Source organism: Amycolatopsis ultiminotia, from assembly GCF_039536925.1.
Taxonomy (GTDB): Bacteria; Actinomycetota; Actinomycetes; order Mycobacteriales; family Pseudonocardiaceae; genus Amycolatopsis; species Amycolatopsis ultiminotia.
The window spans coordinates 72,410-88,521 of record NZ_BAAAZN010000029.1 but is presented as its reverse complement, the minus strand read 5'-3'; the positions used below and the strand labels follow the sequence as shown (position 1 = coordinate 88,521).

Below are 16,112 nucleotides of genomic sequence, written 5' to 3'. Positions count from 1 at the left end.
CGCCCCACACCTGGCGCCAAGAGATAACCCGGAGGGTTCCGATTCGGCCAAGACTTCACGGCGCAGCTTGCGTCGCCGGGGCGGCTTGACTAAACCACTCCGGATGACCAGCCACCGCTTCCGCGTCCTCGGGCTGCAGTCCGGGACCTCGGTCGACGGCATCGACGTCGCCGTTGCCGAGTTGCACGCCGAAGAGCAGACCGTGGTGCTCACCCCGCTCGGCACACTCGACGTGCCCTACCCCGCCGGGCTGCGGACCGCGCTGCTCGACGCGCTGCCGCCACGGCCGAGCAGTGCCGGCGCGCTGACCATGCTCGACACCCGCGTCGGCCAGTCCTTCGCCGAAGCCGCCGAGCGCGGGATCGCCGAACACGGGCCGGTGGACGTCATCTCCTCGCTCGGCCAGACCGTCTTCCACTGGGTCGAAAACGGCGTCGCACTCGGCACCCTGCAGCTGGGGCAGCCGGCCTGGATCGCCGAGCGCACCGGGGTCCCGGTGATCGCGGACCTGCGCATCCGCGACATCACCGCGGGCGGGCAGGGTGCCCCGCTGGCGAGCACGCTGGACGAGCTGTGGCTGCGCGGCCTCGCCGAGCAGACCGGGCGGCCGGTCGTGGCGCTGAACCTGGGTGGCATCGCGAACATCACCGTGGTCACCGAGGGCGACGCGGTGCTCGGCTACGACACCGGACCGGCCAACGCATTGCTCGACCTCGCCGCCGCGCGGGTGACCGGCGGCACGGCGAGCGCCGATGTGGACGGACTGCTGGCGCTCGCCGGCGCGGTGCGGGTGGACCTGCTGGACCGGCTGCTCGCCGACCCCTACTTCTCCGCCGCCCCGCCGAAATCCACCGGCAAGGAGCACTTCCACAGCGGCTACCTCGACGCCGCGCTGACCGGTCTGCCGCCGTTGCGTCCGGAAGACCTGCTGGCCACCCTGACCGAACTGACCGCGGTCACCGTCGCCGCGGAATGCCGCAGGCACGACGCGGCCACCGTGGTGGCCTCCGGCGGCGGCGTGGCGAACCCCGCGGTGATCGCCGCACTGGCCCGGCACCTGCCTGCCGACGCACTCCGCACGAGCGACGACCTCGGCCTGCCCGGCGCGGGCAAGGAGGCCTACCTGACCGCGTTGCTCGGCTGGCTGAGCTGGTGCGGGGTGCCCGCAAGCAGGCCGTCGGCCACCGGCGCACGCGGTCCGCGGCTGCTCGGTGCGGTGACGCCGGGCCGCCACCCCCTGTCCCTTCCCGCCCCGCTGGGGGGCGCCGTGACCCGGCTCCGGGTCGCGGAAAACGGCGCATCACGGTAGGAGAAACCCATGAACCCCGTCGATCTGGTGATCGTCATCGTGTACCTCGCGGCGATGCCGATCATCGGCGTGCTGGTCGGCCGCAGACAGAAATCCGCGAACGACTACTTCGTCGGTGAACGCAGCATGCCCTGGTGGGCGGTGACGCTTTCGGTGGTGGCCACCGAAACGTCCACGCTCACCGTCATCTCCACGCCGGGCCTGGTCTTCGGCAGCGCGTTCCTGTTCCTGGAGGTGGCCTTCGGCTACATCGTCGGACGGGTGATCGCCGCCTTCGTGCTCCTGCCGCGCTACTTCCGCGGGAACTACGTGAGCGCCTACGAATTCCTCGGCCGCCGCTTCGGCCGCGGGCTGCAGGGCACCGCGTCGGTCACCTTCGTGGTGACCCGGCTGCTGGCCGAGGGCCTGCGGCTGTTCGCAGGCGCGATCCCGATCAAGGCGATCCTCGACCACTACGGCATCCACACCGCGTACTGGCACATCGTGGTGCTGCTGACCGCGCTGACCCTGATCTACGCATTCGTCGGCGGTATCAAATCGGTGATCTGGGTCGACGTGATCCAGTGGTCGCTCTACATCCTCGGCGCAATCGGCGCGGTGATCTTCCTGTCCACCAAGATGCCGGACGGCTGGCTGTCCACCGCCTCGAGCCAGGGCCGGTTCCAGCTCACCGATTTCGCGTCGAACATCCTCACCAGCCCGTACGCCTTCGTCGGCGCGGTGGTCGGCGGTGCCTTCCTGTCCATGGCCTCGCACGGCGCGGACCAGCTGATCGTCGGACGGCTGCTGTCGTGCCGCAGCCTGCGCGACGGCCAGCGCGCGCTGATCGGCTCGTCCATCGTGGTGTTCGTGCAGTTCGCGCTGTTCCTGGTGGTCGGCGCGATGCTGTGGGTGTTCACCGGCGGTAAGAACGGCGCCACCGCGACCGCGGTCGCGGACGGCACGATGCCCGCCGACGACGTGTTCTCCAACTTCATCGTCAACGATCTGCCGGTCGGCCTCGCCGGACTGCTCATCGCCGGCATCCTCGCCTCGACCATGGGCGCGCTCGCGTCCGCGCTCAACGCACTGTCCACCTCCACCATCGCCGACCTCTACCAGCGGTTCACGCACCGCTCCATCGAGGACGCCAAGCTGCTGCGCCACGGTCGCATGTGGACACTGATCTGGGCGGTGGTGTTCGCGATCTTCGCATCGCTGTTCACCAACTCGAAGGACCCGGTGATCCAGCAGGGCCTCGGCATCGTCGGCTACACCTACGGCGCGCTGCTCGGCTCGTTCTTCCTCGGCCTGCTCATCCGCAGGGCCCGCCAGTCCGACGCGGTGATCGGGTTCGCCTGTTCGGTGGTGGGCATGGCGTTCCTGATCCTGTTCGTCAAGTTCGACAAGGACACTTCGGCGGTGCACATCCAGTTCGGCTCGGCGACGAAGACGCTCGTCCCGCTGGCCACCTACTGGTACACCTTCGCCGGGGTGCTGATCACGCTGATCGTGGGCGGACTGCTGGCGCTGCGCCACCACGACGCGGATCCGAAGGCCGAACTCGAAAAGGCGGGCACGCCCGCCACGAGCACCCGGGAGTAACCGAGCGACCGGCCCCCGATCGGGCGGAAACCCGTGCCGGGGCCGGTCCTCGCTCAGGGAGCCGGGACCGGCTCCTCCTCGGCACGCAGCCGCTGGGAGATGACCTTGGTGATCCCGTCGCCCTGCATGCTCACGCCGTACAGTGCGTCGGCGATCTCCATGGTCGGCTTCTGGTGGGTGATGATGATCAGCTGCGACGAATCGCGCAGCTGCTCCAGCAGCCCGATCAGCCTGCGCATATTGGTGTCGTCCAGCGCGGCCTCGACCTCGTCCATCACGTAGAACGGCGAGGGGCGGGCACGGAAGATGGCGACCAGCATGCCCACTGCCACCAGCGATTTCTCCCCGCCGGAAAGCAGCGACAGCCGCTTCACCTTCTTGCCCGGCGGCCGGGCTTCCACGTCGACGCCGGTGGAGAGCAGATCGTCCGGTTCGGTGAGCACCATGCGGCCCTCACCGCCGGGGAACAGCACCCCGAACACCGTCTCGAACTCGCGCGCGACGTCGTAGTAGGCCGAGGTGAAGACCTCCAGGATCTTCTCGTCCACCTGCTTGATCACCGCCTCGAGGTCCTTGCGGGTGTCCTTGAGGTCCTCCAGCTGGGTGGAGAGGAATTTGTAGCGCTCCTCCAGCGCCGCGAACTCCTCCAGCGCCAGCGGGTTCACCTTGCCCAGCAGCGTCAGGTCTTTCTCCGCACGCTTGGCACGGCGTTCCTGGGTGGCGCGGTCATACGGCATCGGCGGCGGTGCGGTGACCTCCTCGCCACGTTCCTTCGCCGCCTCGTACTCGGCCATCTCGCCCGCACTCGGCGGCACCGGCACGTCCGGACCGTACTCGGCGACCAGATCGGCCAGCCCGATGCCGAAGTCCTCGGAGATCTTGGCTTCCAGCGTTTCCAGGCGCAGCCGCTGCTCGGCCCGCAGCACCTCGTCGCGGTGCACCGCGTCGGTCAGCTTCTCGAGTTCCCCGGACAGCTCCCGCACCTTGGCCCGCACCGCGGTGAGCGCGGTTTCCCTGGTCTGGCGCTGCGCCTGTGCCTCGTCGCGTTCGGCCGCCGCACGCTGCACGGAATGCTCGATCCGCTCCAGCGCGAACTCACCGGCGTTGACCACCGCGGTGGCGATCTCCGCCCCGCGCTGCCGGGATTCCCTGGCGCGCGCGGCCCGTTCGCGAGCCTGCTGTTCGGTGTGCGCCGCGCGGCGCAACGACTCGGCACGCCCGGCAATCCCCCGCGCACGCTCCTCCGCGGTGCGCTGCGCGAGCCGGGCCTCGACTTCTTCCTGCCGCACCACGGCAAGCTGCTCGGCGGCTTCGTCGCGCTCGGCGGTGTCCGGATCGTCCTCCACCGGCTGCTCGGCGACCGCGGTCAGCCGCTCCTCCAGTTCGGCGAGCTGGACGAGCGCCTCCGCACGGCTCTGCTCGACCTTCGCCCGCTGCCCGGTGAGCCGTTCCACCTCGGCACGCGCGGACCGGGCCACCTGCTCCAGCCGGTTCAGCCGTTCCGAGGAGCGGGCCTTGCGGACCTTCGCCTCGCTCAACGCTTCCTTGGCCTGTCCGACCTCGTCCCGGCGGGCCTGCTGCTCGGCCTTGGCACCGGCCAGCTCCGCGGAATGCCGCTCCACCGCGCGCTCGGCCGTGCGCAGCCGCTCGGCCGCCTCGTCGACCGCGGCTTGCACCTCGATCACGCTCTCCCGCGCGGCCGAACCACCGGCCATCCAGTGCGCACCGACGACATCGCCCTCCGCGGTGACCGCCCGCACGTGCGGGTGCCCGGCCACCAGCCGCCGCGCGGCGTCCAGATCCGGTACGAGCGCAAGCTGCTCCAGCGCCCGCTCCACCGCGGGCCGCAGCTGCTCCGGCGCACGCACCACCTCGCGGGCCCAGCGCGCACCGCCGGGCAGCACCGGCCAGCCACTGGTGTCCACAGTGGACGGAAGATCGCCGAGTACGATGCCCGCCCGGCCGGAATCGGTGTCCTTCAAGTACTTCAGCGCGGACAACGCCTGCTCGCCGCCGGACACCGCGACCGCGTCGGCCACCGGGCCGAGTGCCGCGGCCAGCGCGACCTCGTGGCCGGGCTCGACGGTCAGCAGTGCGGCCACCGACCCGAGCAGCCCCGGCAGTTCGGCGGACGCGCCGAGCAGGGCGCCCGCACCGTCCTTGCGCTTGAGCCCCATGGACAGCGCCTCGACGCGGGCCTTCTCCGAAGCGATGTCCCGCTCCGCACCGCGCTCGGCCTTCACCAGCTCCTCGACGCGGGCCTTCGCCGCGTCGTTCGCCTCGACCGCACGGTCGTGGCGTTCGCGCAGCTCGGCGTCGTCGGAATCCTCGACCCCGCCGGACGCCTTCGCCTCTTCCAGCTCCTCGACGGCGATCTCGGCACGCTCGGTGGATTCCTCGAGCGACACGGTGAGCCGGTCGATCTCCTCCGCGGTCGCGCCGTTCTTGCTGCGCGCCGCCTCGACCTGACCGGTCAGCTTCGCCATGCCCTCGCGACGGTCGGCAATGGCGCGGACCGCCGCCCAGTGCGCCCGCTCGGCGGCCTGCACGCGCTGTTCGAGATCCTCGCGCCGCAGCACCGTTTCGGCGAGCAGCTCACGGGCTTCCAGTACCGCCTCGTTCAGCTCCTGCTCGCGCTCGGCGACCTCTTCCGCCTCGGCCAGCAGCTCCTCGGGGTCCCGGCCGCCGGTGGGCGCGTCGACGTCGGAGGACAGGTGCCGCTGGCGTTCCACGGCAAGCCGCACCGTGCCGCGCAGCCGCTCGGCCAGCGCGGACAGCTTGTACCAGGTCTCCTGCGCGGTCTGCAGCCGCGGTGCGTCCTCGGCGAGCGAGGCCTCCAGCTCGGTCTCCTCGGCGGACACCACTTCCAGCGCCTGCTCGACCTCGGCCCGGCGCTGCCGTGCGGTGCGCTCGTCGGCCTCTTCCCTTGCCAGCGAATCGCGCTGGGTGACCAGCTCGTCGGCGAGCAGCCGCAACCGGGAATCGCGCAGCTCGGACTGCACCGACTGCGCCTTGCGCGCGATCTCGGCCTGTTTGCCCAGCGGTTTGAGCTGACGGCGCAGCTCGGTGGTGAGGTCGCCGAGGCGGTCCAGGTTGCCCTGCATGTTGGTGAGCTTGCGCAAGGTCTGTTCCTTGCGCTTGCGGTGCTTGAGGACGCCGGCCGCCTCCTCGATGAAGGCGCGGCGTTCCTCCGGCTTCGACTCGAGGATCGCGGACAGCTGGCCCTGTCCGACGATCACGTGCATCTCGCGGCCGATACCGGAGTCCGACAGCAGTTCCTGGACGTCCATCAGCCGGCAGCGGTCACCGTTGATCTCGTACTCGCTCGCGCCGTCGCGGAACATCCGGCGGGTGATGGAGACCTCGCCGTAGTCGATCGGCAGCGCACCGTCGGCGTTGTCGATGGTGAGCGTGACCTCGGCCCGGCCGAGCGGGGCGCGGCCGGCGGTGCCGGCGAAGATGACGTCTTCCATCTTGCCGCCGCGCAGGTCCTTGGCACCCTGGGTGCCCATCACCCAGCGCAGCGCGTCGAGCACGTTGGACTTGCCCGAGCCGTTCGGCCCGACCACGCAGGTGATCCCCGGTTCGAATCGCAGCGTGGTCGCCGAGGCGAAGGACTTGAAGCCCTTGAGCGTCAGGCTTTTCAGGTGCACGTGGTGCTGACCCCTCTGGCCGCGGGTACTGGCGTTCCGATCCGCACAGGTTACCCGGGCCCGGCGCCCGATCCCGGCAGGCGGGGTCCCCGGCGTGCCTTAGCACAGAGCCGACGGTCCCGGCAACCTCGTGCACCCCTTTCGTCACACCGGCCTCACCGGCCCCGGCGCACCGCAGGCATCCGGCGCGGACCGCGCCGCACCGCCGGGTCAGCGTTCGGTGAACCCGGTCAGGTCGCCCTTGGCCGGGCTCCAGCGTTCGACGACGTGGTCCACTCGTCCGGGTGAGGTCCGCGAGCGCAGGGCGGTCAACAGCCGCGCACAGTGGTCCCGGGTACCCTCTGCCACCACCTCGACCCGGCCGTCCGGGAGGTTGCGGGCGAAACCGGACAGGCCGAGCTCCAGCGCCCGACTCCGGGTCCACCAGCGGAAACCGACGCCCTGTACGTGCCCGTGCACCCAGGCGGCCAGCCGGACGGGCGTTTCCTGCTCACTCACCGGACCCATCCTGCCCTACCGCCATGACTGCGGACAGTGACCACGGCACCCCACATCCGGGCGAACCTCGTGCCTGCGGTGATAGCCTCCCCGCCGGGGTCCGCGTCCGGCCGCCCCGAATCCCCCGTTCCGCGGGGCCCCGGACCGAGTGACACAAGAGCCAGTGACCGCGTCCGAAACCTCAGAGGAGCCTGCATGTCCCGCCCCGACGGGCCTGATCCGAGCGTCTCCGTATCGGCCGCCCCGAAGAGCACCGCCCCGCCGCCCGGCGGCCGGTCCAACCGGGCCGGTCTCGCGATCCTCGGGGTGAGCGGCCTCGTGGTGGCCACGGCGTTCGCCGCGGTCGCCGAACTGGCCGGCCCCGGCGCTCCCGCCGACAACGCCACGAACGTGCCCGGCGGCGGCCAGGGCACCCTGCCCGGCACCTCGCAGGTCGAACCGGGCAGCGCGATACCGGGCGGTCCGACGACCGCACCCGGTTCGTCGAGCTCCGGCGACTCGACCGTGCCGGCCACGCCGACCACTCTCGTGTCGGTGGGCGCGGACGGCGTGCCGACCACCAGCGTGGTGGCCCCGCCACCGAACCAGCCCGGCGGCGGCGCGCCCACGACCACGCCGCGCAGCGACCCGCCGACCTCGAACCCGCCGCCGACCACCCCGACCACCCCGACCAAGCCGACGACACCGACCACGCCGTCGTCGCCGACGACCGATCCGACGAGCCCGCCGTCTTCGGATCCGACGAGCCCGACCAGCAGCAGCGGCGGTGGCAGCTCCAGCAGCGGCGAGCCGACCAGCGACGCACCCGGTCCGTCCACTCCGGACAGCGCACCGCCCCCTTCGCACTGAGCCACGTCCGCGAAGGGCTGCCCGGCGGGAATCCGGTTCCCGCCGGGCGGTCTTCCCGGCGGATCAGGCCTCGAAGCGGTAGCCCATGCCCGGTTCGGTGAGCAGGTGCCGGGGCCGGGACGGTTCCGGTTCGAGCTTGCGCCGCAGCTGCGCCAGGTAGACCCGCAGGTAGTGCGATTCGGTCTGGTACGACGGGCCCCACACCTCGTGCAGCAGCTGTTTCTGCGCGACCAGCCGGCCACGGTTGCGCACCAGCATTTCCAGCACGCCCCACTCGGTCTTGGTCAGATGCACCTCGCGGCCGTCGCGGCGCACCCGCTTCGCCGCCAGGTCCACAGTGAACGAACCGGTGTCCACGACCGCTTCCCCGCCGTCCGCACCCAGCACCGCCGAACGCCGCACCGCGGCCCGCAGCCGGGCCAGCAGTTCGTCCATGCCGAACGGTTTGGTCACGTAGTCGTCCGCGCCCGCGTCGAGCGCACGCACCTTGTCCGCGGAGTCGCCACGCGCAGACAGCACGATGATCGGCACCGTGGTCCAGCCGCGCAGTCCGCCGATCACCTCGGTGCCGTCCAGGTCCGGCAGGCCGAGGTCGAGCACCACGACGTCGGGCTTGGTCTCCGCGACCGCCTTCAGCGCCGCGGTGCCGTCGTGCGCGGTGATCACCCGGTACCCGCGCGCGTTGAGGTTGATCCGCAGCGCCCGCACGATCTGCGGTTCGTCGTCGACGACGAGCACGGTCGCCGCCACCCCGTCGCTCACCGAGCCACCCCCTCCGGCGCCGATTCCCCTTCCACGCCTGCGATTTCGCCTCCGGTGCAGCCACGAAGCGAGAGCACCACGGTGAGTCCGCCACCCGGCGTGTCCTCGGCCCGCACGGTACCGCCCATCGCCTCGGTGAACCCCTTGACCACCGACAGCCCGAGGCCGACGCCCGGCACCGCGGCGCGGTCGCCGCCGAGCCGCTGGAACGGCGCGAACGCCGATTCCGCGGTCCCCTTCCGCAATCCCTTGCCGTGGTCCACGATCCGCAGCTCGACGAACTCCGAATGCGCGCCGGCCCGCGCGGAGACCACGCCGCCGCCGTGCCGCACCGCGTTGTCCAGCACGTTCGCGATCACGCGTTCGAGCAGCCCCGGATCGGCCAGCACCGGAGGCAACCGGGGATCCACCTCGATCCGCACCTCCGCCGAGTTGTCCACAGTGGATAGTGCGTGCGACAACACCTCGTCGTACCCGACCGGACGCAGGTGCGGGGTCACCGCACCGGTCGCCAGCCGGGAGGAGTCGAGCAGGTTTTCGATCAGCCCGGCAAGCCGATCGGCGGACAGCTCCACCGTCTCCAACAGCTCTTCGGTGTCGCATTGCGACAGTGACAGGTCGGGCGCGCGCAGACTGCCGACCGCGGCCTTGATCGAGGTGAGCGGGGTGCGCAGATCGTGCCCGACCGCGGACAGCAGCGTGGTGCGCAGCTCGGTCGTCTCGGCCTTGCGCTCGGCCGCGGCCGCCGCGGCCGCCATCCGTTGCTGACGCAGCGCGAGCAGTGCTTGCCCCGCAACGGCTTCCAGCACCTGCCGGTCGGCGGCGGGCAGCGTGCGCCCGCGCAACGTGAGGTGCACGTCGGCCGTCACCGCGATGTCCACATCGGCCTCGTCCGGGTCTGCACACGGCTCCTCCCCGACCGCTGCGGCCCTCTGCCATCGGCCGTCCCGTTTCTCCAGCAGGGTCACCGAATTCAGCCCGAAGTTCTCACGAACCTTTTCCAGCAGCCGTTCGATCGGGCGCGAATTGGTCAGCACGGTGCGCGCATACGAGGCCAGCAACGACGCCTCGGTCCGTGCCCGTGCGGCAGCCGCCCCCCGTCGTGCCGCGGAGGCGACCACCAAAGCCACCAGCACGGCGACCACGATCATCACGATGAGCGTGACGACGTTCTGCGGGCGGTGCACGTTCAGCGTGTACAGCGGTGGGGTGAAGTAGAAGTTCAGCAGCCCGGCCCCGAAGACCGCGGCGAGGAGCGCCGGCCCGAGGCCGCCCACCAGCGCCACGACGACCGTCGCGAGCACGTAGAGGATCACGTCCGTGGAGAACTCCACAGTGTCGCGCAGCAGCACCCCGAGCCCGGTCGCGGCAGGCGGCAGCAGCAGACCCAGCAGCCAGCCCGCCACGAGCCGCGGCCGGGCCAGCGGGCTCGTGCCCGGCCTGGCCCGCAACCGTCCGCCGGCGTGCGGATGGGTGACCATGTGCACGTCGATCGGCCCGGACTGCTGGACCACCGTGGCACCGATGCCCTGGTCGAACAACCGCGCCACCCGGGAACGCCGGGACGTCCCGAGCACCAGCTGGGTGGCGTTGACCCCGCGGGCGAAATCGAGCAGCGCGGTCGGCACGTCGTCGCCGACGACGGTGTGGAAGGTGGCTCCGACCTCCTCGGCCAGCGTCCGGCACGAGGCCATCGCGACCGCGCTCGACGGGAAGGAGGACCGGCCGGCCAGCCCGTCTCCGCTGAGGATGTGCACGACCTGCAGTTCGGCACCGGCCCGGGTGGCGATGCGGCTGGCGCGGCGGATCAGCGTCTCGCTCTCCGGTCCGCCGGTCACCGAGACGACCACGCGTTCGCGGGCCTCCCAGGTGTCGGTGATCCGCTGCTCCGCGCGGTAGCGCTGGAGCGCGACGTCGACCTGGTCGGCCACCCACAGCAACGCCAGCTCCCGCAGCGCGGTCAGGTTGCCCGGCCGGAAGTAGTTGCCCAGCGCGGCATCGATCCGCTCGGCCGGGTACACGTTGCCGTGCGCCAGCCGGCGCCGCAGCGCCTCCGGGGTGATGTCCACCAGCTCCAGCTGCCCGGCCCGCCGGACCACCTCGTCCGGCACGGTCTCCTGCTGGGCCGCCCCGGTGATCCGCTCGACGACGTCGTTGAGGCTCTGCAGATGCTGCACGTTGACCGTGGACAGCACGTCGATCCCGGCGTCGAGCAGCTCGTGCACGTCCTGCCAGCGCTTCTCGTGCCGTCCGCCGGGCACGTTGGTGTGCGCCAGCTCGTCGACCACGACCACTTCCGGTGCCCTGGCGAGCACCGCGTCGAGGTCCAGCTCGGCGAATTCGTGCCCGCGGTGGGAGACCGTGCACCGCGGCACGACCGCCATCCCGTCGAGCAGGTCGGCGGTCTTCTGCCTGCCGTGTGTCTCGACCAGCCCCACCACCACGTCGGTGCCGCGGTCGAGCCGGCGGCGCGCCTCCCCCAGCATCGCGTAGGTCTTGCCGACGCCAGGAGCCGCACCGAAGTAGATGCGCAGTTCGCCTCGGCGTGGCTTCGTGCTGTCCTCCGATGTGCTCACAGCGTTCAGTGTGCGCCGGGAGCGGCCGAATGCACGGCAAGGTTGAGCAGGACCACGTTCGCCCCGGGCACCCCGATTCCGCCGGTGCTGCCGTCTTCCACCAGCTCCCGCACCTTTTCCTTGCTCAGCCCGGTGCTCCGGGCCACACGCGGGATCTGCAGCTCGGCGTAGGCAACGCTGATCGACGGGTCGAGCCCGGAGCCCGAAGCGGTCACCGCGTCCGGCGGCACGCGGTCGGCCGGCACGCCTTCCCGCTTGGCAATGAGGGTCCTCCGTTCGGCGATGGCCCGCACCAGATCCTCGTTGTACGGCCCCTGGTTCGACGCCCCGGAAGCGCCTTCCGGGGCCGCCGACGGCCGGGTGTGGAACCACGGATCGCGCGCCGGATCGGCGGGCACCGGGTCGATCCCGATCAGCGCCGAGCCCGCCGCCCGGCCGTGCTCGCTGACGATGGAGCCCTCGGCGCGGTCCTGCAGACCGGGGATCCGCCCGGCCGCCCACACCGCGAGCGGGTAGAGCAGGCCGAGCAGGACCGTCATCGCGAGCAGCAGGCGCAGGCCGGCCCCGGTCTGTTTGAGCAGCGTGTGCATCGTTTTCACCCGATTCCCGGAATGTGGCGCACGAGCAGATCGATCACCCAGATCCCGAGGAACGGGCTGACGATGCCGCCGAGGCCGTAGACGAGCAAGTTCCGGCGCAGCAGCGCGGACGCCGACGAGGGCCGGTACCGCACGCCGCGCAGGGCGAGCGGGATCAGCGCCACGATGATCAGCGCGTTGAAGACCACCGCGGAGAGGATGGCCGAGCGCGGGGTGGCCAGCTGCAGCACGTTCAGCGCGCCGAGCTGGGCGAAGATACCGGTGAACATGGCAGGCAGGATGGCGAAGTACTTCGCCAGGTCGTTGGCCACGCTGAAGGTGCTCAGCGCGCCGCGGGTGATCAGCAGCTGCTTGCCGATCTCCACGATCTCGATCAGTTTGGTCGGGTTCGAATCGAGGTCGACCATGGTGCCCGCTTCCTTGGCCGCCATCGTCCCGGTGTTCATCGCCACCCCGACGTCGGCCTGCGCCAGCGCGGGGGCGTCGTTCGTGCCGTCGCCGGTCATCGCGACCAGCCGGCCGCCCTCCTGCTCCTGCCTGATGAGCGCCATCTTGTCCTCGGGCTTGGCCTCGGCGAGGAAATCGTCGACGCCGGCGTCCCTCGCGATGGCCTGCGCGGTGAGCGGGTTGTCCCCGGTGATCATCACCGTCTTGATGCCCATCGCGCGCAGTTCCCCGAAGCGCTCCCGCATGCCCGGCTTCACCACGTCGGACAGGCAGGTCACGCCGCACACCTTCGCCGTGCCACCTGCGGCCTCGGCCACCACCAGCGGGGTCCCGCCCTGCTGGCTGATCTCGTCGACGACGCGTTCGGTCTCGTCCGGGACGTCGCCGCCGCGGTCGCGAACCCACTGCCGCACCGCGGAAGTCGCGCCCTTGCGGATCTCGCGGCCGTCGAAGTCGACGCCGCTCATCCGGGTCTGCGCGGTGAACGGCACGAACTCGGCGAGCTTCTCGCCGTCGTCCGCCGCGGCCGCAAGCCCGTGCCGCTCGGCGATCAGCTCGACGATGCTCCGGCCTTCCGGGGTGCCGTCGGCGAGACTGGACAGCCGAGCCGCGCGTGCCAGGTCGTCCACGGTGGACTCGCCGACCGGGATCAGCTCGGTGGCCCGCCGGTTGCCGAAGGTGATCGTGCCGGTCTTGTCGAGCAGCAGCGTGGACACGTCCCCCGCGGCCTCGACCGCACGCCCGGACGTGGCGAGCACGTTGCGCTGCACCAGCCGGTCCATCCCGGCGATGCCGATCGCGCTCAGCAGCGCGCCGATCGTGGTCGGGATCAGGCACACCACCAGCGCAGCCAGTACGACCACGGACTGCTCGCTGCCGGAGTAGGCGGCCATCGGCTGCAGCGCCACGACCGCGAGCAGGAAGATGATCGTGAGCGTGGCCAGCAGGATGGTCAGCGCGATCTCGTTCGGCGTCTTCTGCCGCGACGCTCCCTCCACCAACGCGATCATGCGGTCCACAAAGGACTCACCGGGCCCGGTGGAGATCCGCACCACGATCCGGTCGCTGAGCACCGTGGTGCCGCCGGTGACCGCGGACCGGTCGCCGCCGGACTCCCGGATCACCGGAGCCGACTCGCCGGTGATGGCCGACTCGTCGACGGACGCGATGCCCTCGACCACGTCGCCGTCGCCGGGGATCACCTGCCCCGCCTCGACCACCACGAGGTCACCGACGCGCAGGTCCGCGCCGGGCACCTGCTGCTCCGACCCGTCCTCGGTGAGCCGCCGTGCCAAGGTCTCCTTCTTGGTCCGCCGCAACGTCTCCGCCTGCGCCTTGCCGCGGCCCTCGGCGACCGCTTCGGCCAGGTTCGCGAACAGCACGGTGAACCACAGCCACACCGCGATGAGGATGGTGAACACGCTCGGATCGGTGGCCGCGAAAACGGTGGTCAGCAGCGAACCGACCCACACCACGAACATCACCGGGTTCTTGAGCTGGTGCTTCGGGTTCAGCTTGCGCAGCGCTTCGGGCAGCGACGACCACAGCTGCCCGGGGCGGAACACCCCGGCGCCGACCCGTCCGGCACTGCCCGGCCGCCCGGTGACCGGACTCCGCTCTTCCAGGACAGTCATGCCAACGCCTCCGAAATGGGTCCCAGCGCCAGCGCCGGGATGAAGGTGAGCGCCGCAACGAGTACGACGGTGCCGGTGAGCATCGCGCCGAACAGCGGTCCGGTCGTGGGCAGCGTGCCCGCAGTCTCCGGCACCTTGTGCTGCCGGGCGAGCGAACCGGCAAGACAGAGCACCGCGAGGATCGGCACGAACCGGCCGATCAGCATGGCGACCGAGAACGAGGCCTGGAACCAATCGCTCGTCGCGGTCAGACCGCCGAACGCACTGCCGTTGTTGTTGGCGGTGGACGCATAGCCGTAGAGGATTTCCGACAGCCCGTGCGCCCCCGAGTTGCCCAGCGCCCCCGAGGTGCCCGGCAGCATCAGCGCGATACCGGAGCCGAGCAGCACCACCGTCGGCATCGCGAGCATCGCGATCGCCGCACAGCTCACCTCGCGCTTGCCGAGTTTCTTGCCGAGGTACTCCGGCGTTCGCCCGACCATCAGCCCGGCGAGGAACATCGCGAGCACGGCCATCACGAGGATGCTGTAGAGCCCGGTGCCGACGCCGCCCGGCGAGATCTCGCCGAAGAGCATGTTCAGCAGTGCCCCGCCGCCGCCGGTGCCGGACAGGCTGTCGTGCGCGCCGTTGACCGCACCGGTCGACGTACCGGTGGTCGTGTCCGCGAAGAGCGAAGTGAGACTCAGCCCGAACCGCTGTTCCTTGCCCTCCAGATTCGCTCCCGCGGCGGCCGCGGCCGGACTGCCGGTGCGGGCTTCGGAAAGCCAGATCACCGTGAGCATCGCACCCCACAGCAGGCCCATCACGCCCAGCAGCACGTGCCCCTGCTTGCGATTGCCGACGAGCTGCCCGAACGCGCGGGTCAGGCAGACCGGGACCACCAGGATCAGGAACATCTCGATCAGGTTCGTCCAGACGCTCGGGTTCTCGAACGGGTGCGCGGAGTTGGCGTTGAAGACGCCACCGCCGTTGGTGCCGAGTTCCTTGATCACTTCCTGGCTCGCCGCGGGGGCGAGCGCGATCGTGTGCCGGCTGCCGTCCGGATTCGTCACCGCGACCCCGGAACGCAGGCTCTGCACCACGCCGAGCGCCATCAGCACGACGGCGAACACGAACGCCATCGGCAGCAGCACCCGGACGGTGCCGCGGGTGAGGTCCACCCAGAAATTGCCGAGCCGGTCCGTGCGCGAGCCGGTGAACCCGCGGATCACCGCCATCGCCACGGCGAGCCCGACCCCGGCGGACAGGAAGTTCTGCACGGTGAGCCCTGCCATCTGCACGAAGTGGCCCATCGTCTGCTCGGGGACGTAGGACTGCCAGTTCGTGTTGGTCACAAAGCTCACCGCGGTGTTGAACGCGACCGCGGGCGGGACCGGTCCGCGGCCGAAGTTCCACGGCAGCACCGCTTGCAGCCGTTGCAGCAGATGAAGCAGCACAACCGACGCGAACGAGAACCCGAGTACCCCGGACGCGTAGGTTTTCCAGTGCTGGCGCGAATCCGGGTCGACCCGGACGAACCGGTACAGGGCCTTCTCGACCCGCAGGTGCCGCTCGCCGGAGAAGACCCGGGCGAGGTGGTCGCCGAGCGGTTGGTAGACCGCCGCGAGGGCGGCCAGGAGCAGGCCGGCCTGGATCAGGCCGGCACCGACGTCAGTCATCTCAGAACTTCTCCGGCCGTACGAGCGCGACGAACAGGTACGCGATCAGGCCGAGCGCCAGCAGTCCGCCGACGACATCGGCCACCGTGCCCACGCCGCTCACAGCTTCTCCAGCCCGCGCAGGACGCCGGCGAGCGCCAGGAAAACGCCGATCAGCAACAGGGCGTACAGGAAATCGGCCACGAGGCACCTCTCCGGAAGGGTCACCCGGGTCGGGTGATCGCTGGTCCGGCCACAGTGCGGTCTCCGGGCCGGGTGCCGGACCCCGTCTGACGCCTCCTTGACGTCGTGACCTGGCGCTGTTTACGAGATCTTGACGCCGGGTGAGCGTGCCCACGGAAACCCGGCGGATCCGCGCGGGCGCCCGGCCGGACCGCCGAACCGGGAATTCCTGCCGGTGACGGGCCTGCAACTGGTAAGTGATCGACGCCACACCTGGTAGCCGAGCACGGACGGAGCGTGCAATTCGGGCAGACAGCCGGGCCGGGCTGTGTTACACCTGAGTTACAGATAGTTGTATCAGCTAAGTAAAATTCTCGGGAG

Annotated in this window: 11 protein-coding genes; 3 read left to right on the top strand and 8 right to left on the bottom strand. The window is 70.8% G+C overall.

Translation table 11 applies throughout. The annotated features are described in order from the left end of the window. The first annotated feature begins 103 nt into the window (after positions 1 to 103). Positions 104 to 1,309 carry an anhydro-N-acetylmuramic acid kinase gene (locus ABD793_RS39960; RefSeq protein WP_344868850.1) on the top strand — a complete coding sequence of 402 codons (1,206 nt, stop codon included), beginning with the start codon at positions 104 to 106 and terminating at the stop codon, positions 1,307 to 1,309. 9 nt (positions 1,310 to 1,318) lie between these two features. Then, on the top strand, positions 1,319 to 2,893 hold the full coding sequence (locus ABD793_RS39955; protein WP_344868849.1) for a sodium:solute symporter: 1,575 nt from the start codon (positions 1,319 to 1,321) through the stop codon (positions 2,891 to 2,893). Between the two features lie 53 nt (positions 2,894 to 2,946). Here the strand turns inward: ABD793_RS39955 and smc are convergent, their stop codons facing one another. Then, positions 2,947 to 6,546 (bottom strand): chromosome segregation protein SMC, encoded by a 3,600-nt coding sequence (smc, locus tag ABD793_RS39950; protein ID WP_344868848.1) that lies wholly within the window; start codon positions 6,544 to 6,546, stop codon positions 2,947 to 2,949. Positions 6,547 to 6,756: 210 nt separating this feature from the next. Beyond that, positions 6,757 to 7,053: an acylphosphatase gene (locus ABD793_RS39945; RefSeq protein ID WP_344868847.1), complete on the bottom strand. Its 297-nt coding sequence runs from the start codon at positions 7,051 to 7,053 to the stop codon at positions 6,757 to 6,759. A 186-nt stretch (positions 7,054 to 7,239) separates the two neighbouring features. Between ABD793_RS39945 and ABD793_RS39940 the strand changes: the two genes are divergently transcribed. After that, positions 7,240 to 7,893, top strand: a complete 654-nt coding sequence (locus ABD793_RS39940) for a hypothetical protein (protein WP_344868846.1) — start codon at positions 7,240 to 7,242, stop codon at positions 7,891 to 7,893. Between the two features lie 63 nt (positions 7,894 to 7,956). On the opposite strand, the gene ABD793_RS39935 is transcribed toward ABD793_RS39940, so the two are convergent. The 6 genes from ABD793_RS39935 to kdpF are packed head-to-tail and all read right to left on the bottom strand — an operon-like array spanning position 7,957 to position 15,672. Next, positions 7,957 to 8,655, bottom strand: coding sequence for a response regulator (locus ABD793_RS39935; RefSeq protein WP_344868845.1), 699 nt, complete (start codon positions 8,653 to 8,655; stop codon positions 7,957 to 7,959). Further along, on the bottom strand, positions 8,652 to 11,231 hold the full coding sequence (locus ABD793_RS39930) for a sensor histidine kinase (protein ID WP_344868844.1): 2,580 nt from the start codon (positions 11,229 to 11,231) through the stop codon (positions 8,652 to 8,654). Before ABD793_RS39930 ends, ABD793_RS39935 begins: the two co-directional genes overlap by 4 nt. A 5-nt stretch (positions 11,232 to 11,236) precedes the next feature. Next, positions 11,237 to 11,821 carry a potassium-transporting ATPase subunit C gene (locus tag ABD793_RS39925; RefSeq protein ID WP_344868843.1) on the bottom strand — a complete coding sequence of 195 codons (585 nt, stop codon included), beginning with the start codon at positions 11,819 to 11,821 and terminating at the stop codon, positions 11,237 to 11,239. 5 nt (positions 11,822 to 11,826) lie between these two features. Then, positions 11,827 to 13,911: a potassium-transporting ATPase subunit KdpB gene (gene kdpB, locus ABD793_RS39920; RefSeq protein ID WP_344868842.1), complete on the bottom strand. Its 2,085-nt coding sequence runs from the start codon at positions 13,909 to 13,911 to the stop codon at positions 11,827 to 11,829. Further along, on the bottom strand, positions 13,908 to 15,569 hold the full coding sequence (kdpA, locus tag ABD793_RS39915; RefSeq protein ID WP_344868841.1) for a potassium-transporting ATPase subunit KdpA: 1,662 nt from the start codon (positions 15,567 to 15,569) through the stop codon (positions 13,908 to 13,910). The genes kdpB and kdpA overlap by 4 nt, the downstream gene beginning before the upstream one ends. 1 nt (position 15,570) lies before the next feature. After that, a complete protein-coding gene (gene kdpF, locus ABD793_RS39910; RefSeq protein ID WP_344868840.1) occupies positions 15,571 to 15,672 on the bottom strand; it encodes a K(+)-transporting ATPase subunit F in 102 nt (33 codons plus the stop codon). Positions 15,673 to 16,112: the final 440 nt, after the last annotated feature.

Bases quoted from the DNA above. Each gene is read 5' to 3' on its own strand.
- kdpA (WP_344868841.1), bottom strand. From the start codon at position 15,569: ATGACTGACGTCGGTGCCGGCCTGATCCAGGCCGGCCTGCTCCTGGCC.
- ABD793_RS39955 (WP_344868849.1), top strand. From the start codon at position 1,319: ATGAACCCCGTCGATCTGGTGATCGTCATCGTGTACCTCGCGGCGATG.
- kdpB (WP_344868842.1), bottom strand. From the start codon at position 13,911: ATGACTGTCCTGGAAGAGCGGAGTCCGGTCACCGGGCGGCCGGGCAGT.
- ABD793_RS39960 (WP_344868850.1), top strand. From the start codon at position 104: ATGACCAGCCACCGCTTCCGCGTCCTCGGGCTGCAGTCCGGGACCTCG.
- ABD793_RS39940 (WP_344868846.1), top strand. From the start codon at position 7,240: ATGTCCCGCCCCGACGGGCCTGATCCGAGCGTCTCCGTATCGGCCGCC.
- ABD793_RS39925 (WP_344868843.1), bottom strand. From the start codon at position 11,821: ATGCACACGCTGCTCAAACAGACCGGGGCCGGCCTGCGCCTGCTGCTC.
- ABD793_RS39945 (WP_344868847.1), bottom strand. From the start codon at position 7,053: ATGGGTCCGGTGAGTGAGCAGGAAACGCCCGTCCGGCTGGCCGCCTGG.